The sequence below is a fragment of the Grimontia sp. NTOU-MAR1 genome (assembly GCF_035758505.1).
Lineage (GTDB): Bacteria > Pseudomonadota > Gammaproteobacteria > Enterobacterales > Vibrionaceae > Enterovibrio > Enterovibrio marinus.
In genome coordinates this window covers 3,057,177-3,079,709 of the sequence record NZ_CP142108.1, presented here as the reverse complement: position 1 = coordinate 3,079,709, position 22,533 = coordinate 3,057,177, and the positions used below count along the sequence as shown (strand labels likewise).

The following is a 22,533-nucleotide window of genomic DNA, read 5'->3' as shown; positions in this document are numbered from 1 at the left end:
TTATCCTTTTACTGAGCCAGCCATCAGACCGCGTACGAAATAGCGACCGGCCAGGACATAAACCAAAAGGGTGGGCAGCGCGGCAATCATGGCGCCAGCCATGTGCACGTTGTATTCCTTTACACCCGTGGAAGAGTTCACCAGGTTGTTTAGCGCCACAGTGATCGGCGCAGTATCGCCAGATGCAAATGACGCTCCGAACAGAAAGTCGTTCCAAATATTGGTGAACTGCCAGATGATGGTTACCACAATAATCGGGCCAGAGCTTGGCAGCAGAATACGGAAGAACATTCGGAAGAAGCCTGCACCATCAATCATAGCGGCACGTATCAACTCACTAGGAAACGCTTCGTAATAATTGCGGAAAAACAGCGTGGTGAAACCCAAACCATAGATCACATGTACCATCACCAGTCCTGGTGTAGTATTCGCTATCCCCAAGGTACCCAGTACCTGACTCATTGGAACCAGTACCACCTGGAAGGGAATGAAACAGCCAAACAGCATCAAACCGAACACCCATTTGTGACCGGGAAAACGCCATTTAGTCAGTACATAGCCATTTAGCGCACCTAGAATGGTTGAAAGCAGAACACCCGGCACAGTGATAGCAATGGAGTTGCCGAAGTAACCACTGATCCCTTCGCAGGTAAGGCCAATACACGCAGTTCCCCACGCAGCTTTCCAGGGTTCAACTGTCCACACCTCCGGTAGCGCCAGCATGTTCCCTTGACGGATTTCATCCAGCTCTTTAAAGGATGTCACCATCATTACAAACAAAGGAAGCAGGTACATACAGGCAAAAACAATGAGCGTGGTGTAAATCAGCACACGCCAGAATTTAGCGCCTTGAAACGGGGATTTGTTATCAATGCTGTCCATGCTTCGGCTCCTTCAACTCGCTGTAGAGATAAGGGATGATGATCGCTGCAATGGTCATCAGCATGATGATGGCACTCGCTGAACCTACAGCCATCTGGTTTCGTGAGAATGTGTACGAGTACATAAAGGTGGCAGGCAATGCAGTGGCATTTCCTGGGCCACCGCCAGTCAGCGCGATAACCAGGTCATAGCTCTTGATCGCCATGTGCGCAAGCACAATAAAGGCGCTCAAGAATACTGGCCGGAGCTGAGGGATAATAATGCGGCGATACATTTGGAAAGACGATGCACCATCAAGCTGAGCGGCTTTTAGCATTTCACTGTCGATACCACGAAGCCCTGCGAGGAACATAGCCATCACGAAGCCCGAGGTTTGCCAAACACCTGCGATGACAACGGTGTATATCGCCATGTCCGGGTTAATCAGCCAATCAAAGCTGAAACTCTCCCACCCCAGTTCATGCATGGTTTTTTCCAGCCCAAGACCTGGGTTTAGGAACCACTTCCAGGCAGTACCTGTCACGATAAAGCTAAGTGCCATAGGGTAGAGAAAAATAGGACGTAATCCGCCTTCAATGCGAATTTTCTGATCGAGTAAAATCGCCAGCAACAGCCCCAAAGCACAGCAAATCACAATGTAGAGAATGCCGAATATGGCGAGGTTTTCGAGCGCTACCTGCCAGTTAAGACTGTTCCAGAGTTTTTCATAAGGCCGAACCCCATCGAGGTTATAGTTCGGCAGCATCCGCGAACGGCTGAACGAGATATAGGTTGTCCAGGCGATAAAGCCATAAACAAAAAAGAGGATCAGCGCGAACGAGGGAGCAATAACAATTTTAGGCAACAGTTGCTGCCAGAACTGGCGTGAACTGTATTTTCCTTGTGAAGCCATGGTTGATCCTTCAAACAACGAGAAACGACTATCCGCAGAATAAGAAGGGGAAGGGGGTTAGCCCTTCCCCTTTTCCATTGGATTACTGAGCATCCTGAACAGCAGCAACCAGTGCTTTCGTCGCTTGCTTGGAGTCCATTCCGCCATTGAAGTGATTAGTCACCACGTCATAGACCGCGTTTTTCACTGCTGCTGGCGCTGCATGGCCATGGGCCATACTACCGACAAGCGTGTTGTTTTTGTTGGCTTCTGCCAGATCCGCCATACCTTTTTTACCACACGCATCAAACGCTTCATTGGACACATCAGTACGTGCTGGCACTGACCCTTTCACCACGTTAAATGCAGACTGGAATTCCGGAGACATAATGGCTTTTGCCATCGCTTTCTGCGCATCCGAGTCACCCACATCGAACATCACAAATTGGTCAGAGTTGAAGGTCACCATACCCTGGGTGCCTGGCATACGGAAGCAGAGGAAATCTTCATTTGGCTTCTTACCGGCTTTCAGGAATTCACCTTTCGCCCAGTCACCCATGATTTGCATACCTGCTTTGTCTTCAATCACCATGGCTGATGCTAGGTTCCAGTCGCGACCCGGGAAGTTCTTGTCCACATAGCCACGTAGCTGTGACATCCGGTCGAAGATTTTCACCATAGTGTCAGACCCTAGAGCCTCAGGATCTAAATCTACCATCGCTTTACGGTAGAAATCGATACCGCCCGTCGTCAATACAACACCATCAAAGATGGTCGCATCCTGCCAAGCCTGACCACCATGAGCCAATGGGATATAGCCTGCGGCTTTCAACTTATCCAGCGCATCAATCAGCTCGTCCCAGTTGGTCGGCTGTTTTGCACCCACTTTATCCAGTAATTTTTTGTTGGCCCAAATCCAGTTGGTCGAGTGCACGTTGACCGGCGCAGATACCCACTTGCCGTCGTATTTAGCAAAGTTTTGTAGTGCATTAGGAACAACAGTGTTCCAGCCTTCTGCTGCAGCCACCCCATTCAGGTTGGCAACAACGTCTTCCGCAGCCCAATCCTGAATATCAAAACCCAGCATTTGTACCGCCGTAGGAGGATTACCCGAGGTGACGCGAGCTCGCAGAACCGTCATTGCGTTACCACCGCCGCCACCGGCAACTGGCATGTCCTGCCAGCCGACGCCCTGGCTCGCCAGATCATCCTTAAGCACATTCAGCGCTGCGGCTTCACCGCCGGACGTCCACCAGTGCAGCACTTCTACATCTTCAGCCTGTGCTGAGGTCGCCGTTCCTAATGCGACAGCAGCTGATAGCATTGACATTACCAGTTGATTTTTCATGTTTACCTCGTTTGTTTCGTGACATGACCGTTAGGTCCGTGTACCCAAACAACTTGCGGCTATTACCTACACAAAGCTTGTTAAAACAAGCTTTTGGGTGCCTGCGTAGATAGTCGCTGAACCAACTCAACACCGACTAATATTTTATTAGGTGTCTGTTGTTGAGCTAGTAAGCGTTGCAGCAAGTAACATGCTTCCCGCGCAATATCTTCTCCCTTAACCCTCACTGTCGAGAGGCTGGGGTGTATCAAACGAGAATCTTCCAAATCATCAAATCCAATTACAGAGATGTCTTCACCCGGTTGTTTTCCGGCTTCTCGTAAAGCGGTATAAACGCCGTAAGCCACGACGTCGGTGAAGCAAACAATGGCCGTCACTTCTGGGGCCAATGACAATAGCTGAGCAGTTGCGTTGTGCCCGCCAGTTCGGCTACTTGGACTTTGTTGGATGTAATCGACTGGCACATCTAGGCCAGCCTCACTCATGGCGTCCATGAAGCCTTGTCTGCGAAGTTTCAGATCAAAAAATGCTTCCAAGCCACCGACAAAAGCGATGTGTTTGTGCCCTAAATCTATTAGAGAGCGTGTCGCCAGATAGGTACCTAAGCGGTTTTCTGCCATCACCGCTGGTGACAGTGAGTTCTCGACTTCACGCATAATTGATATGATAGGAAGACCAGTGGCAACAATGTCATCGATCCAACGATTGTCTGTTCCGGGGGCCGGCGTGATAATAATGCCAGCCACATTGTGACCGCGAAGCGCATGAACAAATTGATTCTGACGTTCCAGACTCTCGTTCACGTCCATAATCACAGGGATAAAACCCAGCTCATCAAGGTAAGGCTCCAGCCCTTTAATTATTTGGCTGAAATAGGGACTTGTAAGATTGTTAGAGAGGATGGCTACAATTTTAGAACGCCCGCCACGCAGGCTAGCAGCCCCGCCGTTATAGACGTAGCCTAGGGTTCTGCAGGCCTCATTGACCCGCTTTTTTTTCTCATCACTGACTGACTCACTGCCATTGAGTACCAATGAAACTGTAGATTTTGAAACGCCAGCAGCTTTAGCCACATCAATCATCGTGACACGTTTTTGAGGAAAACCCTTTCCATCTTTAGCTTTCATAGCCACCACATCCAAAAAGCACAACATCGAGATAACTTATTCATCACCCACAAAAATGCTTTTGGAACCTTCCATGTGAAATTCTTGTGAAAAAATAGAACAAAAACGCGCCAATTAAAAGCATTTACACGATCAACATCACAAATTTGTTAAAATTAAATTAATCATTTACATGTTAGCTCGGATAGATCACGAAATTTTATTGGCACGTGACAAAACCCAAAATAGCTATAATCTTGATTCCTGTGTGTTGAGTATCATCAAGCAACTCTGATATGCCCGACACTCTGCCTTATCAGTCAATGATAGTCCGTCTGGTGATGGTCAGCGACGACGTTAATCTATGCAGCATAAAGATGGGTATTTGAGTCTTTCTATGGAAAATTCACCTAGCTAAACTCATACGTTTAAACACGAAATTAAACTCAAAGCGCCTGATTACGAATATCGATTCGAGCAGGCAACGCAAATTCGAAGTGGGTTTTGGACAACCTGAATAGAGGTTCTACGAGTTTTTCAATTTGGGTAGCTATAGGCTAGCTAAACGCGAAAAAGCGCCTGATCCGGCGCTTTTGGTTATCTGAAACAGGCCTTTCTATGAAACCAGCTAGAATGGCCACCAGCTTCTACTGTCTTCAAGCTCTTCGCGACAACTTCTCAACTGGCCGCCGTATGTCTGAGCCTGGCGCTCAACTTTTCTCGCTACCTGCATCACTTTCGGCTTGGACTTATAGGTACCGCGCTTAAAGCCGCCTCGTCCCTCGTGATAAGCAAGATACTGGTTGTAAGCGTCCCACTTGGAAATACCGAGTTGCTTTTGAGTCTCACTGGTGTACCAACCGATAAACTGCATCGCATCACCAAAATCAGTACGGGATCCGCCATTTCGAGTGGCTTTCTGGTAATCAGACCAAGCTGGATCCTGTGCCTGCGCGTACCCATATGCACTGCTTAAACGCCCCCATGGGATAACCCAAAGGACATAGTCTCGTGGTGGTACGGCATCATGCACATAGGAACTTTCCTGTTTCACGAATGCCATGGCGATATGGATAGGCGTTCCCCAGTCATCTTCCATATCCACCGCATCTTCGTACCAGTCATCATACTGACGGAAAATACTACAAAGGTTATCGGGATTTTTCGGCGGAGGTGTTGCACAACCGGTCAATACCAGTGCACAGAGAACAAGCAGCCATTTGGGAGAAACGCGCATGGGTGTCCTTTCTATCGCTTTGTTTGCACATATAAAAACAGGCTGGGTATACCAGCCTGTTTAATATCAAATAGGTCTAGTACTAAAGCGATACACTATCACCAAAATACTCGGCCAGATACTGCTCAAAGCTGATACCGTCGTCTTGCTCCACATCTTGCTGACGTTTTAGGCTGGCTTCGCTTTCTGCTTCAAACTGCTGCTTGGAGAAAGTCTGGTAGTCGCCCTCTGCAAACCAAACCTGGTTGTGGCGTGCAATACCCAGACCCACTTTACCGATGCTTTTATTATCGAGTACATCTTTCAGCAGTTTCGCTGACAGGGTTTTATCCGGGTTGTCGAACCAGCCTGACAGCTCTTTGCAAACAGACTGATATTTATCACTACCGTTAGCTTTATCCATCACAACTGCCAGTTCACCCAAATCAGCGAATACCCTTTGCCCCCATTCGGCTTGTGTCAGTTGTTCGCCATCGCAGCCAATTTGCAGTGTCAGGCCAGGCTTACGTCCCTCAAGGACGACTTTATTCCAGTTTTCACGCCAGCATTGCAGTTCGCAATCTGTCATCGGGGCTGATTCTGAAAGCGCGCACCAGGTAATAAATAAGTCGAGGAAGTAAACCTGATAGTCATCTATGCCCACCGGGCTGAACGGATTCACATCCAGCGAGCGTACTTCGATATATTCAACACCGCCGCGCTCTAACGCTTCAGAGGGTTTTTCACCACTTTTCGCCACACGCTTTGGACGAATCGGAGCGTACAGTTCATTTTCTATCTGGAGCACGTTGCTATTAAGCTGACGATAGCCACTTTCGTCTTTCACACCGATCTTGGCAAATTCTGCTGATGGTGTACCTATCGCTGCACGAACGCCCTGCAGGTATTGCTCTAGACCATCAAAACCAATCTTCAGGCTGCTTTGTGCATTGTTGGTGTAACCCAAGTCACTGAGACGAAGCGAGGTTGCGTATGGCAGATAACAGGTGCCATTTCCCACCTCTTTAAAATCCAGTTTCGACTCGGTTTTGTTAATGAAAGACCCACACAACGCCGGTGATGCACCAAACAGGTAAGGTATCATCCAGCCAAAGCGATAGTAGTTTCGGATCAGACTAAAATACGCATCTGACACGGACTCCTGCCTTGCATATGGTGTCTGGTCGCCAAACAACTGCTGCCAGAAACTGCTTGGGAACGAGAAGTTGAAATGCACACCGGAGATGATTTGCATCACGCTGCCATAGCGGTACTTTAAGCCCTGACGGTACAGGGTCTTCATACGTCCCACGTTTGAAGAGCCGTACTGCGCCAGTGTGATGTCGTCTTCGTTCCCAACATAACAAGGCATAGACATCGGCCAAAGGGACTCTTCGCCCAATGTGCGATAGGTGAATCGGTGTATATCTTGCAGTTGAGAGATCATTTCAGGCACGGAATAGGTAACCGGCGTGATAAATTCCAACAACTGCTCTGCGAAGTCGGTCGTGATCCATTGGTGAGTCAGGGCGGAACCTAACGCTTTTGGATGGGCGTCGGAGGACAGCGTGCCTTGGGGTGTGATACGCAATGCTTCGCGCTCAACACCACGGCCAATGCCTTTAAGCGCTTCCGGGTTTGCGGAGAACGCTTCCAACCTTTGGGAGAAACTAGTCAAGGCTGTACTCATTTATTGTCATAAAGCAGTAAGATGGCTAAGCATAATCACTCTTTTAGCCAAAAGCCATCTCACTGTTTTTACTCATCGCTTCCCTGCCATATTTTAGCGTCTAATTCTCAACCACTAAACGCTTCACGGGCAGTCCCAGTGTGGAAAGTGCAGGTTCAAGTGACACCGCATCTCCTACAACAATCACCTGATACGCTTCAGGTGAGAACCATTTTGCCGCAAGAGCATTGAGAGTTTCTTTTGAAACTGTATCAATAATATTTTTCTGTTGCGCTTTGTAATCTGATGGCAATTGGTAGCGCATCATGTTGGCAATAAGACCTACTTTATCGCCGGGTGTTTCATAACTCAGCGCATCTTTTTGGCCTACGGCAAGTCGCAGAAACTTCAACTCATCGTCAGTTATGCCACTCGCCGCGATCTCGTTGAGTTCATTATGCATTTCGCGGATGGTATCTACCGTACTGTCTGCGCGCACTTGCGCCTGAAATACGACACGGCCTGTGTTCTGGTTTCCCACAACATAGCCGCTGGCTCCATAAGTGTAGCCTTTGTCTTCACGGAGATTCAGGTTAAGACGGGAGTTAAAATTTCCAGCAAGGTTAAAATTCGCTAACTTGGTTTTGAACATCTCGCCCGTTGCGTCATAAGGCATAGCGTGGCGTACCATCTGTACAATGCTTTGTGGCGCACCCGGTTTATCAACCAGCCAGATTTTAGGCTCAGCATATTGCTTGAGTTCAGCCGGTGCTGGCACAGTGGCCTTTTCCCCTTTCCAACGGCTCAATCCGTTGATCTTTGACAGCAAGGTTTGCTTATCAATATCACCGACCGCAATCAGGCGAGCGTTATCCGGCGTATAATTGTCTGCATAGAACTGCTTCACATCTTCGAGCGTCAGGCTACTCAGAGTTTCTTTGGTTCCTTCAGACGGCAATGCATGCCAAGGATCACTATAGAGTACTTCGCGTCTTGCCTGCCCGGCCTGCCATTGGGGTGTTTGGTGACTGAAATGAATACCTTCCAGTGCCTGCTTCTTCAAACGGTCGAAATCAGCGTCATCAAAGCGTGGATGAAACAACATGCCCCCTGCAAGCGTCAGGGTTTCACTCAGGTTTTTGGTCAATGAGGAAACACTGAGTGTGGTTCCACGTGATGACGCACTGATACTGATGCTTGAGCCGAGGCGATCCAGTTCAGCGGCAATATCTTCGCTGCTTCGATGAGTGCTGCCTTCTGAAATCAAATCGGCCGTCAGCGACGCCAATCCATTCTTGCCCTGCGGCTCCATGAGGCTTCCAGCAGGAAGCACCAGATGCAAAGTCACTGTTGGCGTTTCGTTTGATTCAGCGCCGGAGATTTCAATCCCGTTACCCAGTTTGGAGTGATAAAGCTCAGGCACTTTCACCGATACAGAACCGTTTGGCGCGGGCGGCACTCTGCGATCAAACGTTTCTGGTGTATAACGCATCGCCATTTTTTCAGATTCACCCGATGATACTGCTCGGGTGGCTGTGTAGTTCTGTTCCGCCGCTTGCAGGCGTTTTTGACCTTTAGGCACTACAGACACATTCACCGAAGGCTGTTGCCACACGAAGCGGTTAAAGGCATTTTCTACGTCTTTTGTAGTCACGCCATTCAGCTCATCAAGCCAGCTTGCCAGCCGATCTGGGTCGCCATAGAAAGTTTCATTCGACGCAAGCTGGGAAACCTTACCCTGCACACTTTGCAGACCAAACACTGCTCCTGCCTCCGCGCTGCCTTTTACCTGTTCCAGATCGTCATCTTTAATGCCGCGCACTTTGAGTGAATCAAGCACCTTCATCACGTCACCGCGAAGCTCGCTGAGATTCTGTCCGCGGTTACCCAACACATAAAGCTGGAAGTTACAGGAAAGCTCTGCACAATCCTGATAGGTACTGGCACTCAGGGCTTTACCTGACTTCACCAAATCTTGATACAACAGGCTATTGCGCCCCTGTCCCAAAACCGAGCCCAACATGTCTACCGCCACCCGGGAGTCTGCACTCGGGTATTCAGTTGGCCAGCTCATCACCAGCATTGGCTGCTGAATATTATCTTCGAGCGTCACGAAGCGGTCAGCTTCGATAGTCACTGGCCATTTCTCCGCGACTTTCACTTCCGGTCCGCGCTGGATATTTCCGAAGTACCTGTTAACCCATTTCAGTGTCTGCTCAACATCGATATCACCACCAATGGTTAGCGTGGCATTGTTCGGTCCATACCAACGCAAGAAGAAGGCTTTCAAATCGTCAACATCTACGCCGTTCAAATCCTCCACATAGCCAATCGTCGGCCAGCTGTAGGGATGAGTCGGCGGATAAAGCGCCGCGGCCAGCGTTTCATGGACCAAACCATACGGGCGGTTTTCAAAGTTCTGTGCCCGTTCGTTTTTCACCGTGTCACGCTGGATTTCGAACTTACGCTGGGAGACCGCTTCAAGCAGAAACCCCATTCTGTCCGATTCCAGCCACAGCATTTTTTCCAGCTCATTGGCAGGCACAGTTTGATAGTAGTTGGTGCGATCACGGTTAGTGGTGCCATTGACGCTACCACCAGATTCGGTGACAAACTTGAAATGCTGCTGATCGCCGACATGCTTCGAACCTTGGAACATCATGTGCTCGAAGAAATGCGCAAAACCAGATTTACCCGGTTCTTCACGCGCGGAGCCGACATGATATGTCACATCCACATGCACCAGAGGATCAGAATCATCCGGATGCAAGACCACTGTCAGCCCGTTGTCCAGCTGGTATTTTTGATAAGGAATCGACGGGGTGTTCTCGCCTGCTTTCTCTTGTTCGATAAACGTGATGCCTTCAGGCAGTGAAGGCTGGGAAGTGGCCTGATACACGCCACACCCCGACAGCCCTAATACAGCGGCAGTGAGGATAAAATAACGCACTAACTATCCTTTCTATGATCGTTAAAAAAGAAGGCCTCGGGTGACCAGCGCCAGAATGAGATAACGCAGCGCTTTGCCGATCGCAATCAAGATCCAGCACCAACGCTGCTTGAGTCTCAGCCATCCGGCAGCAAGACAAAGAGGATCACCAATAATGGGAAGCCAGCTTAGCAGCAACGTCCAGTAACCGTAACGTTGCAACCAACTAATGGCTCTTTGACCGTGTTTTTGGTTAAGGGTTCGCGCGGGAATAAAACGGCCTATCCAATAGTTGGTCATGCCACCAAGGGTATTACCCAAAGTCGCCACCATGACCAGTATGGCGATCCCGTAGTCGCTCTGTTTAAGAAGGTAAATCAGGTTGGCTTCTGAGCCACCGGGAAGCAAGGTTGCGCTGAGAAAGCCGGTTGAAAACAACACCCATAGCGCAGAGGCACCACTAATCCAATCCAACGTCTGTTACCCGAACATCTATGACATCCATACCTGCTGCAGTGGCAGCATCAATACCAAATACCGCATCTTCAAACACCAGACATTTTTCCGGTGACACTTTCATCAGCTGCGCGCAATGCAAAAACGTATCCGGCGCAGGTTTGTGAGCAGAGACCTGATCTGCACCCACCACATAATCAAACAAATGAAGAAGCCCGGATTTCTCCAGCATTCTCGTCGCAATGTCAGTCAAGGTTCCTGTTCCCACTGCCATCGGCTTTTTGCCGGCATAGTGTTTGGCCACTTCAACAAACGGCAGTTGCTCAAGATGATCTTCCATCAGGTATTTGAAAGACTGTGTTTTGTGGTCAGCCAATGCTTGGGGCTCAATTGCCAGCCCCAACTCTTTCACCAGAGTTTGAGCGGTTAAAATTGTTGGACTGCCACCACGGGAGTGATACCAACTTTCATCTACCTCAAACCCAACGTTAGAGGCCGTTTGCTGCCAGGCCGCAAAGTGCGCAGGCATGGAATCGAGCAGAGTGCCATCGAGGTCGAAAATTAGCGCTTTGTATTTGTCATAGCGACTCATTATTAGTTGATCTCCAAAAGGATTTTTCCGCGGGTTCTGCCACTTTGGATATCGACATGTGCCTGAACACCGTCTTCGAGCGGATAGATTTTACTGATTTCGATGGTAAGCGATTTGTCCGAAACGGCATTTAGCAGCGCATCAAGTTGGGCAACATTCGGCTGCACCAGCATACCCTGGGCAACGACACCGCGTTGCTCTGCCGCTTCAATAATGCGGGGAGCCGTAATAGTTGGCACAGTGACCACACGACCACCGACTTTCACCGAAGCCAGTGCCGCTTCGCTAACATCGCCGCCCATCAGGTCAATCAGCACATCGATATCCTGAACCTGCTGTTCAAGCGGTGCTTTTCCATAATCTAGGGCGGTGGCTCCCAGCGAAGAAACAAACTCTGCATTTTTGGCTGAACAACTGGCAAACACGTCTGCGCCCTTTGCTTTCGCCAACTGGATGGCAATATGGCCAACACCACCTGCGCCGGCCAGGATCAGCACTTTGTCATCTTTGGCCGTATTGACTAGCTCAAGCGCCTGCAACGCTGTCAGACCCGCTACGGGAAGCGTTGAGGCTTGCTCCAAAGATACATCCTCCGGCACAAAAGAAAGCGCGTCAGAAGGTGCACAAAGATACTGACCATACCCTCCACCCTCGACAATACGGCCCACCACACGATCACCGGCCTTAAACTGTCCGCTATCATGCACAACCACACCTGCTGCATCAAAGCCAGGCGTCCAGGGCAAGCTATCTTTGATTTTCTCTGCGCCCCAACCAAGACCTGCTCGGGTTTTAGCATCGATTGGGTTTACGCCAGCAAACGCGACTCTCACCAGTATCTGGCCTTCAGATGGTGTTGGGATATCGGTTTGTTGCAGCTTGAGGGTGTCCGGTTCACCGAAAGCAGTGATGGCAAGTTGAAGATTCTGTGGCATGGTTTCGTCCTTTTTCTGCACCAGCGTTTTTTCCAGTGTTAATAAAAAAGGCGGAAGACTCAATGCCTTCCGCCTTATTATTTTGTGAACGTATTTTAAAGGGTTAGCCAACTAGTGCCAGCAGAACACCTGCTGCAACCGCTGAACCCAATACGCCTGCGACGTTTGGTCCCATTGCGTGCATCAACAGGAAGTTATGCGGGTTAGAATCAAGACCCACCTTGTTAACCACACGTGCAGCCATAGGTACAGCCGATACACCTGCCGCACCAATCAATGGGTTGATGTTGTCTTTGCTGTATTTGTTCAAAAGCTTAGCCATCAATACGCCAGCCGCAGTACCGATACTGAACGCGACCGCACCCAACACCAGAATACCCAGCGTTTCAAACTTCAGGAATGATTCTGCCTGAAGCTTAGAACCGACTGCCAGACCCAAGAAGATGGTCACGATGTTGATCAGCTCGTTTTGTGCCGTGTTTGACAGACGGTCAACCACGCCACATTCACGCATCAGATTACCCAGACAGAACATACCAACCAGCGGTGTCGCAGAAGGTAGGAACAGAATCGCCATCATCAGTACCGCCAATGGGAAGATGATTTTCTCTGTCTTAGACACGTGACGCAGTTGCTGCATCTCGATCTTACGCTCTTCCTCGTTGGTCAGCAGCTTCATGATTGGCGGCTGGATGATTGGCACCAGCGCCATATAACTGTATGCCGCAACTGCGATAGCGCCCAGCAAGTCTGGAGACAGGCGACTGGCCAGGAAGATGGCTGTCGGGCCATCCGCACCACCGATAATCGCGATAGATGCCGCATCTGCCAGCGAGAACTCCATCCCTGGTACCAGATTCAGCAAGATGGCACCAAACAGGGTAGCGAAAATACCAAACTGGGCAGCTGCGCCTAGCCAAAGGGTACGAGGGTTAGCAATCAATGCACCAAAGTCAGTCATCGCACCCACACCCATAAAGATCAGCAGTGGGAAGATTCCAGACTCAATGCCTACGTAGTAGACGTAATACAGCACGCCACCCGGCTCGGTAAAGCCAGCATTCGGGATATTCGCAAGGATGGCACCAAAACCGATCGGCAGCAAAAGCAGGGGTTCAAAACCCTTACGAATAGCCAAAAACAGCAGACAACAACCGACAGTGATCATCACAAGCTGGCCAAAATCAAAGTTGGCCAGACCGGTTTCACTCCAGAGGATTAACAAACCTTCCATGATTTTCCTCTTACGCCAAGCTCAGTAGCGGTGAACCAACGGTAACAGAGTCACCTTCTTTCACCATCACATCTTGCACGATACCGGCACGGGTTGCGCGAACTTCTGTTTCCATCTTCATTGCTTCCAGAATAAGCAGTACATCGCCTTCCTGTACCTGATGACCTTGTTTTGCAACCACTTTGAAGATGTTACCCGCCAGAGGCGCTGCAACCGCTTCAGATGCGCCTGCCGTTGGTGCAGGAGCTGGTGCCGCAGTTGATGCTGCCGCAGAGGGTGCCACAGATGTCAGCTCACCTTGAGGGCCAACAACGACATCGTATACCTGTCCGTTCACCTGAACACTGTAAGCTTCAGTGCCGCCCGCAGAAGCAGGTGCTGCAGGAGCTGCCGCAACTTCAGGCTCAGTACCTGGTACTGGCTCAAAGGCATCTGGATTGCCACGGTTTTTCAGGAACTTCAGACCAACCTGTGGGAACAGAGAGTAAGTCAGAACATCATCAACCTGCGCTTCTGCAAGCAAGATGCCTTCCTCTTTCGACTTAGCAATCAGCTCATCAGTTAGAATGTGAAGCTCTGATTCAATGAGATCAGCAGGACGACAGGTAATCGCCTCTCCGCCATCCAGAACACGCGCCTGAAGTTCTTTGTTCACTTCTGCAGGTGCTGCGCCGTATTCGCCTTTCAGCACGCCAGCTGTTTCTTTGGTGATGCTCTTGTAGCGCTCGCCCGTCAGTACGTTGATGACCGCCTGGGTACCCACGATTTGAGACGTTGGTGTAACCAGGGGGATATAACCCAGGTCTTCACGAACGCGAGGGATCTCTTCCAGCACTTCATCCAGACGATCTGCTGCGCCCTGCTCCTTCAGCTGACCTTCCATGTTTGTCAACATGCCGCCCGGTACCTGAGCAATCAGGATTCGGGAATCAACACCTTTCAGCTGACCTTCAAACTTGGCGTACTTCTTACGTACTTCGCGGAAGTAAGCCGCAATTGGCTCAATTTTCTCGAGTTGCAGCCCAGTGTCACGCTCGTTGCCTTCCAGCATAGCTACAACGGTTTCGGTTGGGGTATGGCCGTAGGTTTGGCTCATCGAAGAAATGGCCGTGTCCAGCACATCAAGGCCCGCTTCCACCGCTTTAACGGCAGTAGCAGTAGAAAGACCAGTCGTAGCGTGACAGTGCAGCGCAAGAGGGATATCACAAGAAGCTTTGATGCGCTTAATCAGCTCTTCTGCCTCATAAGGCTTGAGCAGGCCAGACATGTCTTTAATACACAGAGAATGACAGCCCAAATCCTCAAGACGCTTCGCCAAATCAGTCCAGGTATCCAGAGTGTGGTAAGGGCTGGTAGTGTAAGAAAGGGTACCTTGGGCGTGTGCACCAACGTTCACGGCAGATTTCACCGCTTTCTCAAAGTTACGTACATCGTTCATCGCATCAAAGATACGGAATACGTCCATACCGTTAGCGTGGGCACGCTCTACGAATTTCTCTACCACGTCATCTGCATAATGGCGGTAACCAAGAAGGTTCTGGCCACGTAATAGCATTTGCATCGGGGTTTTTGGCATCGCTTTTTTCAGCTCACGCAAACGAACCCATGGGTCTTCACCCAAGAAACGGATACAGGCGTCAAACGTTGCGCCGCCCCAGGTTTCCAATGACCAGTAACCGACATCATCTAACGCAGCGGCAATCGGTAACATATCATCAAGACGCATACGGGTCGCGAACAGCGATTGGTGCGCATCACGTAAGACAACGTCTGTAATAGCGAGTGGCTTAGACATACGACAAAACTCCTTGTAATTGTATGTTTCGCATCAGCTAACGCTGGCGATTACGGTATTTATGTACTGCCGCAGAAATCGCAGCAATAGTTTCCCCTGACACTTGACCATTATTGTTATTTGATAGAGTGGTCGTGGTGGTTGCCTGAGGTGGCAACTCTTCGGGGACCAAGCGGGACATCAACTTGACCAGACCGACCAAGATGGTAAGAAAGATAAAAACTACCACCATGCCTGTCAGCATGAGCGTGGCAGCGTGCTGGAGAGTACTACCCAAATCCATATGTTTGCTTCCTTGCAGGTTACCGAATTCCGTTCGCCGGAAATTTGGCACGACTTTTTCTCAACAAACGCGATTTACATTTTGTTGAGAATTTACTCACTCAGTTAAGTTGTCGGTCAAAATACTAACAAAACGCAATAATGACAATCCTGTAATACCCATCATTTGCTTCATTTTCGGCCTCTGACGCAATAAACACGCGCAATTGTTACTACATTGTTAACGGGCAACATGCAAAATCTGATGCATTTTGTTGCAGAAAAATCGTCAGGTAAAAACCCGTTTTTTCAGCGGATTAAGCGGGTATTTCTTTGCTGATATGCGCAGGACATTGAAAAAGCAATAAAAGTGTAAAAAGGGGGATCGTAGCTAAAAATCAGCTTTTTGAGACTATGAGAGATTAGTCGGAAATTTAGAATAGAAATGCAGAGAAAAATGGCGCGACCGGGAGGATTCGAACCTCCGACCGCCTGGTTCGTAGCCAGGTACTCTATCCAGCTGAGCTACGGTCGCGCAGGCATTAATTGCATAAAAATAACAATCTGAGTGAAAGTGAGATGGCGCGCTCGGGAGGATTCGAACCTCCGACCGCCTGGTTCGTAGCCAGGTACTCTATCCAGCTGAGCTACGAGCGCGCAACAGACACTTCATGCACCATCCTGATGCCAGCGCTTCGTAGGAAACGGAGGTTCGTCCTTGGAAAGGCTATTGCCTTGAAGAGGGTAAATTAGAATGGCGCGTCCGGGAGGATTCGAACCTCCGACCGCCTGGTTCGTAGCCAGGTACTCTATCCAGCTGAGCTACGGACGCGCAACTAATTTACAAATGGCGGTGAAGGAGGGATTCGAACCCTCGATACGGCTACAAACCGTATACTCCCTTAGCAGGGGAGCGCCTTCAGCCTCTCGGCCACCTCACCGCACAAATCATGGCGCGCTCGGGAGGATTCGAACCTCCGACCGCCTGGTTCGTAGCCAGGTACTCTATCCAGCTGAGCTACGAGCGCACAACAATTCGGGCTTATTTTTCGGAATCTACCGAAAAACAAAAATATGGCGCGTCCGGGAGGATTCGAACCTCCGACCGCCTGGTTCGTAGCCAGGTACTCTATCCAGCTGAGCTACGGACGCGCAGTGCAAGAATGGCGGTGAAGGAGGGATTCGAACCCTCGATACGGCTACAAACCGTATACTCCCTTAGCAGGGGAGCGCCTTCAGCCTCTCGGCCACCTCACCATCTTGCGGAGGCACATATTACTTTGAGCTAAGAATATGTCAAACACTTTATCGGGAAAAATCTGCAATCTCGTTGTGTTTGCACACTTATCCGCCATTTGCTGCTTTAGCGAGGCAAAATCGCCACCAATTGTGTTTTAAATGAACAACCTGAACACCTAGGAAAATCACGGTCTAAAAGACATCATGGCCGTTCTGGTAGCCAGTTTATTTGTATTTAGGTAAAGAAAAGGCCGAGTCAATGTTCGGCCTTTCTGAAAACTCAAATACCGCAGTGCTCAGAAGTTGCCGCCAGGTGTGGTTGGGTTGCCCTTTTCTGCCTGTATACGCATGTAGATCTCTTCACGGTGAACAGACACTTCTTTAGGGGCGTTAACACCAATGCGTACTTGGTTACCTTTTACGCCCAGCACGGTAACAGTCACTTCATCACCAATCATCAGCGTTTCACCTACGCGACGAGTCAAAATCAGCATTCTTCTACTCCTTGAGTATTTACAACTTTCTTATTCGTTGAGTCTGTTTGGTCTTCTAACTGCACGAGGTAAACTCACACGGCAGCGCAAGCTCCGAGATGGACTTCCAACTACTTTCCTTCCTTGCGAGCATCCTTTACGTGCGCCTGCTATGTTCTACAAGCGCCCGTCCGGCCTTTCAATATGGCTTATTTCTCTAGCTAACTCCAGTTAACCAATGAGATTTCGTATACCGAATCCAGACATTGTGACCCCTATGCCCAGAAGATCACGTTGTCAGATACCGCAAGGCAGAAAAAGTTCATCCTACCGGCGCAAAATCAGGTGAATGCAGCGGATAAATTCATAGCCACACACATTAAGGCGATGCACTATACAGAGTTGCAAAAAAAGTGCAAAGAATAAACTCTATCCCCAAGCAACCTAAATATGCCGGATTCAGCGAGTTTGACTGGCGTTGTGATCGCTGCTTTTCTTTCTAGGTGTCGTCACCTCCATCTAAAAGTAAAAACAAAGAGCTCGGTGTCAGTCAACTCGCCAGAAGGGAGGGCCTAATTGCGAGCATCGTCAGGTTGTTTGGGTATATATATACATAAAAGAAAGGCTTCCTATGGAAGGAAGCCTTTCTTCACATCGAGTGGCTATTTTGCTTACGGCTTACAGACGCTCTGTCAACCAAGGTGCAACGGTTTCCAAAGCAGAAGGCAGTGCAGCAGTATCAGAGCCGCCCGCTTGCGCCATATCTGGACGCCCACCGCCTTTACCGCCTACTTGCTGTGCAACCATGTTGACCAGCTCACCCGCTTTCACTTTGCCTGTCAGATCTTTGGTGACACCAGCAATCAGGCCAACTTTGTCGTCAGACACATTACCCAGGAACACCACACCGCTACCCATTTGGTTTTTCAAATCATCAACCATGGTACGCAATGCTTTGTTATCCGCGCCGTCCAGCTTGCTGATCAGTACTTTGATACCGTTGATATCCTGTACTTTGTTGATCAGGCTTGCGCTTTCCTGAGCCGCCAGTTTTTCTTTCAGCTGCTGGATTTCTTTTTCCAGGGATTTCGCACGGCTCTGAGATTCAGACACCTTCTTGGCAAACTCTTGCTGCTGGCTATAGAACGCATCCTCTGCGCCTTGACCAGTTACCGCTTCAATGCGACGCACGCCCGCTGCGATACCGCCTTCAGAAACGATCTTGAGCATACCGATATCTCCAGTGCGATTGGCGTGAGTACCACCACACAGTTCGATAGAGAAATCTCCCATAGTCAGCACGCGAACATTGTCGTCGTACTTCTCGCCGAACAGTGCCATTGCACCTTTCGCTTTTGCCGCTTCGATGTCCATGATTTCAGTAGACACGTCGTGGTTACGACGAATTTGTTCGTTCACCAATTTCTCAACGGCGCGCAGCTCTTCTGGTTTCATCGCCTCAAGGTGAGAGAAGTCAAAACGCAGGCCTTCAGCACGAACCAAAGAACCTTTCTGCTGAACGTGCTCTCCCAATACGATGCGCAGCGCTTCGTGAAGCAAGTGCGTCGCAGAGTGGTTCAGTGCAATCGCTTGACGACGTTCCGCATTCACTTTTGCTTCCACGTTGTCACCAACGCTCAGCATGCCATCAACCAACTTACCGCGAAGACCAATAGCCGCGCCGTATTTTTGGGTATCGATAACTTCGAACTTGCCCGCATCTGTCATCAGTAAGCCTGCATCACCGCACTGGCCGCCTGATTCTGCATAAAACGGTGTTTGGTCCACGATGATCACAGCTTCGTCTGCCATTGCAAGCGTCTCAGACGCCATACCATCGACAAAGATATCAGTGATCAGGCCTTTGCCTTCGGTCGCACCGTAACCAGTGAACTCAGAGTTACCTTCAGTTTTGATCACAGAATTGTAGTCAGTACCAAACTGGCCTGCGTCACGCGCGCGTTGACGCTGCTCTTCCATCGCTGACTCAAAGCCTTCTTCATCAATAGTGAAGCCACGCTCACGTGCAACGTCATTAGTCAGGTCAGCAGGGAAGCCGTAGGTATCATAAAGTTTGAAGACAGTTTCACCGTCCAACACTTTGCCATCCAGCGCTTCCAAAGCATCGTTCAGAATTGCCATGCCGCGATCCAGTGTGCGACCGAAGTTTTCTTCTTCAATCTTCAGCACTTTCTCAACCATTGCTTGCTGGTTCTTCAGCTCTTCACCAGCGGTACCCATGATCTCTGCCAGAGGGCCAACCAGCTTGTAGAAGTAAGAGCCTGTTGCGCCCAGCTTGTTACCGTGACGAACTGCACGACGAATAATACGACGCAGCACGTAGCCACGACCTTCGTTTGAAGGCATGACGCCATCAACAATCAGGAATGCACATGAACGGATATGGTCAGCCACAACACGCAGAGACTGATTAGATAGGTCTTCGTAGCCAATCACTTCCGCTGCTGATTTGATCAGGGTTTGGAAGATGTCAATTTCATAGTTTGAGTGAACGCCCTGCATGATCGCAGCGATACGCTCGATGCCCATACCAGTATCAACGGAAGGCTTAGGCAGAGGTTCCATCGTGCCATCGGCATGACGGTTGTACTGCATGAATACGTTATTCCAAATTTCAATGAAGCGGTCGCCGTCCTCTTCTGGAGAACCTGGAGGACCACCCCAGATATGGTCGCCGTGATCGTAGAAAATTTCTGTACATGGACCACAAGGGCCAGTGTCACCCATCTGCCAGAAGTTATCTGACTCGTATGGTTTACCACCTTTCTTGTCGCCAATGCGAACGATACGGTCAGCTGGGATGCCGATTTTGTCGTTCCACAGCGCGAACGCTTCGTCGTCTGTTTCATAAACCGTCACCATCAGGCGGTCTTTTGGCAGTTGCAGTACTTCAGTCAAGAATTCCCACGCAAAGGCGATGGCATCTTCTTTGAAGTAATCACCGAAGCTGAAGTTACCCAGCATTTCGAAGAAAGTATGGTGACGGGCAGTGAAGCCTACGTTTTCCAGGTCATTATGCTTACCACCTGCTCGTACACAGCGCTGCGCTGTTGTCGCTCGGGTATAGGCGCGTTTTTCTAGGCCTAGGAAGCAATCTTTAAACTGGTTCATACCTGCGTTTGTGAACAACAGCGTTGGGTCGTTGGCAGGCACGAGCGATGAGCTAGGCACGATAGTGTGCCCTTTGCTTTCAAAGAATTCGAGAAACGCGCGGCGGATCTCGTCGGTGCTCATGTACATTGGCTAATCCTGAAAATTGGAGTTGTAGTAATCACTGCGTCGCGTAACAGGCGACGTGATCAGAGTCAATTGGCCGACATTGTAAACAACCTGACCAATTGCGAAAAGAGGCATAAACAAGATAGATCGCAGACTATGCCTGCAATCGCTGGGTTTTAGTCGTCTTTCGAGAGGGCGTAGCTGATTTGATCGAAGCTGAAACCGCGACTTTGAAGGTAGCGAGTCCATTTGGCTCGTTGCTTGAAATCTACCGTCGGTAAGGTGCCGTCGTAATTACCGAAACGGCGTTTGGCCAGATCTTTTGCCAGCTCAAACCAATCATGTTGTTGGTTTTCCTGTGCAATTTCCAGCAATGACGTATTGATTCCCTTTCGTTTAGCGTCAAAGCAGATACGTTGCCAACCATGACCTTTCGAGGCGCCATGGCGAAGCAGCATTTCGGCAAAACGTTTGTCATCCAGCCAATGGTGGAAAAGACAATGTTCTATTGCGGCATCGATTTCTTCAGGAGGGCACTGTCGCTGCGCCAGTTTCTGACGCAGCTCTAGTTCAGAATGGTCACGGCGGGACAGCATGCCCACCGCCAATTCTTTTGCAGTTAAATTCAGAACGCTTCCTCTTCAGGCAACTCAGCGTCGTTGTTCTCTGCTTGTGGCTGGCCAGTTTGCAGCAGCATATCGCGCAGAGTCTTATCCAATTCTTTCGCGATTTCTGAATTCTCTTTCAAAAATCGACATGCGTTTGCTTTACCCTGGCCGATCTTATCGCCGTTGTAGCTGTACCATGCCCCTGCTTTCTCAACCAACTTGTGTTTCACACCTAGGTCAATCAGCTCACCGTAGAGGTTGATACCTTCACCGTACATGATTTGGAATTCAGCCTGTTTAAACGGTGCGGCAATTTTGTTTTTCACGACTTTCACGCGGGTATCGTTACCCACGACTTCATCGCCTTCTTTGATAGAGCCGATACGACGGATATCAAGACGAACAGAAGCATAGAATTTCAGTGCATTACCACCAGTAGTGGTTTCCGGGTTACCGAACATAACACCAATCTTCATACGGATTTGGTTGATGAAAATCATCAGGGTGTTGCTGTTTTTGATGTTCGCCGTCAGTTTACGCATCGCCTGAGAAAGCATACGTGCCTGCAGACCCATGTGAGAGTCACCCATCTCACCTTCAATTTCTGCTTTCGGCGTCAGTGCTGCAACGGAGTCAATGATGATCACGTCAACCGCACCTGAACGCGTCAATGCATCAGCAATTTCCAGCGCCTGCTCACCGGTGTCTGGCTGAGACACCAGCAGGTTGTCGATGTCGACATGCAGTTTGCGTGCATATACAGGATCCAGCGCGTGCTCCGCATCGATGAACGCACAGGTTTTGCCTTGCTTTTGCGCTTCCGCGATAACTTGCAGTGTCAGAGTGGTTTTACCTGAAGACTCAGGACCATAGATTTCAACAATACGGCCGTATGGCAGACCGCCTGAACCCAGCGCGATATCCAAAGACAGAGAGCCGGTAGAAACGGTTTCAATGTCCATCGTGCGGTCATCACCCAGACGCATGATCGAACCTTTACCGAATTGTTTTTCGATCTGTCCCAGGGCTGCGGCTAACGCCTTCTGTTTGTTGTCGTCCATTTGATTCTCCAACGGAAGCAATAATCGCTCAGATAACTGTTTAATTGATGCTAAGTATACTGTCCATTTATACAGTGTCTAGCCCTGTATAAAATTTTTCTTCGCTTTTCGTGTTACTGCTCCGGTTTTTCGCTGTCCAAATAAGAGAGTAAGCGACACAGACTATGTGCGATGGTGTTGTGACGGATTTCACGCCTGTTACCTTCGAACAAACAAGTTTCGGTCACAGTGCCTTTACAGGTTGCCCAGCCAAAACACACCATGCCGACAGGCTTTTCTTCGCTGCCGCCAGTGGGACCGGCAATACCACTAACCGCAAGAGCAAAGTCAGCATTCGCTTCTTTCAGTGCGCCTGCCGCCATTTCCGCTACGACCTCTTCACTGACAGCACCGTGATCCACCAGCGTATCTGTTGCCACACCGACCAATTCACGTTTCGCATCGTTGCTATAAGTGACAAAAGCGCGCTCAAACCATGCTGAGCTCCCAGCCACTTCGGTCAGTACATAGGAGATACCGCCTCCTGTGCAGGATTCTGCCGTGGTCACTGTCTGGTTCGATGCTTTCAGTCTTTCGCCAATTTGTGTTGCGAGCTTAACGAGTTGCTCCATGATATCC

18 protein-coding genes and 7 tRNA genes are annotated in these 22,533 nt (G+C 49.6%); all 25 read right to left on the bottom strand.

Annotated elements, in window-relative coordinates; translation table 11 throughout:
• The 25 genes from VP504_RS14365 to pncC all read right to left on the bottom strand — a co-directional run bounded on the left by VP504_RS14365 (window position 1) and on the right by pncC (window position 22,526).
• A complete protein-coding gene (locus tag VP504_RS14365) occupies window positions 1-882 on the bottom strand; it encodes a carbohydrate ABC transporter permease (RefSeq protein WP_062705654.1) in 882 nt (293 codons plus the stop codon).
• Window positions 869-1,774: a carbohydrate ABC transporter permease gene (locus VP504_RS14360; RefSeq protein ID WP_062705656.1), complete on the bottom strand. Its 906-nt coding sequence runs from the start codon at window positions 1,772-1,774 to the stop codon at window positions 869-871. The genes VP504_RS14365 and VP504_RS14360 overlap by 14 nt, the downstream gene beginning before the upstream one ends.
• Before the next feature lie 82 nt (window positions 1,775-1,856).
• Window positions 1,857-3,101, bottom strand: a complete 1,245-nt coding sequence (locus tag VP504_RS14355; protein ID WP_325891771.1) for an ABC transporter substrate-binding protein — start codon at window positions 3,099-3,101, stop codon at window positions 1,857-1,859.
• An 80-nt stretch (window positions 3,102-3,181) separates the two neighbouring features.
• Window positions 3,182-4,228, bottom strand: coding sequence for a LacI family DNA-binding transcriptional regulator (locus VP504_RS14350; RefSeq protein WP_325891770.1), 1,047 nt, complete (start codon window positions 4,226-4,228; stop codon window positions 3,182-3,184).
• Between the two features lie 607 nt (window positions 4,229-4,835).
• Window positions 4,836-5,444: a transglycosylase SLT domain-containing protein gene (locus VP504_RS14345; protein ID WP_325891768.1), complete on the bottom strand. Its 609-nt coding sequence runs from the start codon at window positions 5,442-5,444 to the stop codon at window positions 4,836-4,838.
• An 82-nt stretch (window positions 5,445-5,526) separates the two neighbouring features.
• Window positions 5,527-7,113, bottom strand: coding sequence for a glutamate--cysteine ligase (gene gshA / locus VP504_RS14340; protein WP_325891766.1), 1,587 nt, complete (start codon window positions 7,111-7,113; stop codon window positions 5,527-5,529).
• 100 nt (window positions 7,114-7,213) lie between these two features.
• Window positions 7,214-10,042, bottom strand: a complete 2,829-nt coding sequence (locus VP504_RS14335) for a M16 family metallopeptidase (protein WP_325891765.1) — start codon at window positions 10,040-10,042, stop codon at window positions 7,214-7,216.
• Window positions 10,043-10,063: 21 nt separating this feature from the next.
• Window positions 10,064-10,495 carry a YqaA family protein gene (locus VP504_RS14330; RefSeq protein WP_325891764.1) on the bottom strand — a complete coding sequence of 144 codons (432 nt, stop codon included), beginning with the start codon at window positions 10,493-10,495 and terminating at the stop codon, window positions 10,064-10,066.
• Window positions 10,482-11,069 carry a fructose-1-phosphate/6-phosphogluconate phosphatase gene (gene yqaB, locus VP504_RS14325; RefSeq protein ID WP_325891763.1) on the bottom strand — a complete coding sequence of 196 codons (588 nt, stop codon included), beginning with the start codon at window positions 11,067-11,069 and terminating at the stop codon, window positions 10,482-10,484. Before yqaB ends, VP504_RS14330 begins: the two co-directional genes overlap by 14 nt.
• A gap of 2 nt (window positions 11,070-11,071) precedes the next feature.
• Window positions 11,072-12,004, bottom strand: a complete 933-nt coding sequence (locus tag VP504_RS14320; RefSeq protein WP_325891762.1) for an NADP-dependent oxidoreductase — start codon at window positions 12,002-12,004, stop codon at window positions 11,072-11,074.
• Between the two features lie 103 nt (window positions 12,005-12,107).
• Window positions 12,108-13,238, bottom strand: coding sequence for a sodium ion-translocating decarboxylase subunit beta (locus VP504_RS14315; protein ID WP_165018790.1), 1,131 nt, complete (start codon window positions 13,236-13,238; stop codon window positions 12,108-12,110).
• A 10-nt stretch (window positions 13,239-13,248) separates the two neighbouring features.
• Window positions 13,249-15,033, bottom strand: a complete 1,785-nt coding sequence (gene oadA, locus VP504_RS14310) for a sodium-extruding oxaloacetate decarboxylase subunit alpha (protein WP_325891761.1) — start codon at window positions 15,031-15,033, stop codon at window positions 13,249-13,251.
• Window positions 15,034-15,070: 37 nt separating this feature from the next.
• The gene (locus tag VP504_RS14305) at window positions 15,071-15,316 is read right to left on the bottom strand and encodes an oxaloacetate decarboxylase subunit gamma (protein WP_325891760.1); all 246 of its coding nucleotides are present in this window, start codon (window positions 15,314-15,316) and stop codon (window positions 15,071-15,073) included.
• Window positions 15,317-15,752: 436 nt separating this feature from the next.
• Window positions 15,753-15,829: transfer RNA gene (locus tag VP504_RS14300), tRNA-Arg, on the bottom strand.
• Between the two features lie 45 nt (window positions 15,830-15,874).
• A tRNA-Arg gene (locus VP504_RS14295) sits at window positions 15,875-15,951 on the bottom strand.
• Between the two features lie 98 nt (window positions 15,952-16,049).
• Window positions 16,050-16,126 (bottom strand) — tRNA-Arg (locus VP504_RS14290).
• A 16-nt stretch (window positions 16,127-16,142) separates the two neighbouring features.
• A tRNA-Ser gene (locus VP504_RS14285) sits at window positions 16,143-16,235 on the bottom strand.
• Between the two features lie 10 nt (window positions 16,236-16,245).
• Window positions 16,246-16,322, bottom strand: a tRNA-Arg gene (locus VP504_RS14280).
• A gap of 47 nt (window positions 16,323-16,369) precedes the next feature.
• Window positions 16,370-16,446, bottom strand: a tRNA-Arg gene (locus VP504_RS14275).
• A 12-nt stretch (window positions 16,447-16,458) separates the two neighbouring features.
• Window positions 16,459-16,551, bottom strand: a tRNA-Ser gene (locus VP504_RS14270).
• A 278-nt stretch (window positions 16,552-16,829) separates the two neighbouring features.
• Entirely contained in the window at window positions 16,830-17,027 is a 198-nt protein-coding gene (csrA, locus tag VP504_RS14265; RefSeq protein WP_325891758.1) for a carbon storage regulator CsrA, read from the bottom strand.
• A 657-nt stretch (window positions 17,028-17,684) separates the two neighbouring features.
• On the bottom strand, window positions 17,685-20,267 hold the full coding sequence (alaS, locus tag VP504_RS14260) for an alanine--tRNA ligase (RefSeq protein WP_325891757.1): 2,583 nt from the start codon (window positions 20,265-20,267) through the stop codon (window positions 17,685-17,687).
• A gap of 155 nt (window positions 20,268-20,422) precedes the next feature.
• A complete protein-coding gene (locus VP504_RS14255) occupies window positions 20,423-20,842 on the bottom strand; it encodes a regulatory protein RecX (RefSeq protein ID WP_325891756.1) in 420 nt (139 codons plus the stop codon).
• 29 nt (window positions 20,843-20,871) lie between these two features.
• Window positions 20,872-21,915, bottom strand: coding sequence for a recombinase RecA (gene recA / locus VP504_RS14250; protein ID WP_325891755.1), 1,044 nt, complete (start codon window positions 21,913-21,915; stop codon window positions 20,872-20,874).
• A gap of 113 nt (window positions 21,916-22,028) precedes the next feature.
• Complete coding sequence (gene pncC, locus VP504_RS14245) at window positions 22,029-22,526, bottom strand: nicotinamide-nucleotide amidase (RefSeq protein WP_325891754.1); 498 nt, start codon at window positions 22,524-22,526, stop codon at window positions 22,029-22,031.
• Window positions 22,527-22,533 lie beyond the last annotated feature (7 nt).

Bases quoted from the DNA above. Each gene is read 5' to 3' on its own strand.
- recA (WP_325891755.1), bottom strand. From the start codon at position 21,915: ATGGACGACAACAAACAGAAGGCGTTAGCCGCAGCCCTGGGACAGATC.
- csrA (WP_325891758.1), bottom strand. From the start codon at position 17,027: ATGCTGATTTTGACTCGTCGCGTAGGTGAAACGCTGATGATTGGTGAT.
- VP504_RS14355 (WP_325891771.1), bottom strand. From the start codon at position 3,101: ATGAAAAATCAACTGGTAATGTCAATGCTATCAGCTGCTGTCGCATTA.
- VP504_RS14365 (WP_062705654.1), bottom strand. From the start codon at position 882: ATGGACAGCATTGATAACAAATCCCCGTTTCAAGGCGCTAAATTCTGG.
- VP504_RS14350 (WP_325891770.1), bottom strand. From the start codon at position 4,228: ATGAAAGCTAAAGATGGAAAGGGTTTTCCTCAAAAACGTGTCACGATG.
- VP504_RS14360 (WP_062705656.1), bottom strand. From the start codon at position 1,774: ATGGCTTCACAAGGAAAATACAGTTCACGCCAGTTCTGGCAGCAACTG.
- VP504_RS14255 (WP_325891756.1), bottom strand. From the start codon at position 20,842: ATGCTGTCCCGCCGTGACCATTCTGAACTAGAGCTGCGTCAGAAACTG.
- VP504_RS14345 (WP_325891768.1), bottom strand. From the start codon at position 5,444: ATGCGCGTTTCTCCCAAATGGCTGCTTGTTCTCTGTGCACTGGTATTG.
- VP504_RS14315 (WP_165018790.1), bottom strand. From the start codon at position 13,238: ATGGAAGGTTTGTTAATCCTCTGGAGTGAAACCGGTCTGGCCAACTTT.
- oadA (WP_325891761.1), bottom strand. From the start codon at position 15,033: ATGTCTAAGCCACTCGCTATTACAGACGTTGTCTTACGTGATGCGCAC.
- yqaB (WP_325891763.1), bottom strand. From the start codon at position 11,069: ATGAGTCGCTATGACAAATACAAAGCGCTAATTTTCGACCTCGATGGC.
- alaS (WP_325891757.1), bottom strand. From the start codon at position 20,267: ATGTACATGAGCACCGACGAGATCCGCCGCGCGTTTCTCGAATTCTTT.
- gshA (WP_325891766.1), bottom strand. From the start codon at position 7,113: ATGAGTACAGCCTTGACTAGTTTCTCCCAAAGGTTGGAAGCGTTCTCC.
- VP504_RS14320 (WP_325891762.1), bottom strand. From the start codon at position 12,004: ATGCCACAGAATCTTCAACTTGCCATCACTGCTTTCGGTGAACCGGAC.
- VP504_RS14305 (WP_325891760.1), bottom strand. From the start codon at position 15,316: ATGGATTTGGGTAGTACTCTCCAGCACGCTGCCACGCTCATGCTGACA.
- pncC (WP_325891754.1), bottom strand. From the start codon at position 22,526: ATGGAGCAACTCGTTAAGCTCGCAACACAAATTGGCGAAAGACTGAAA.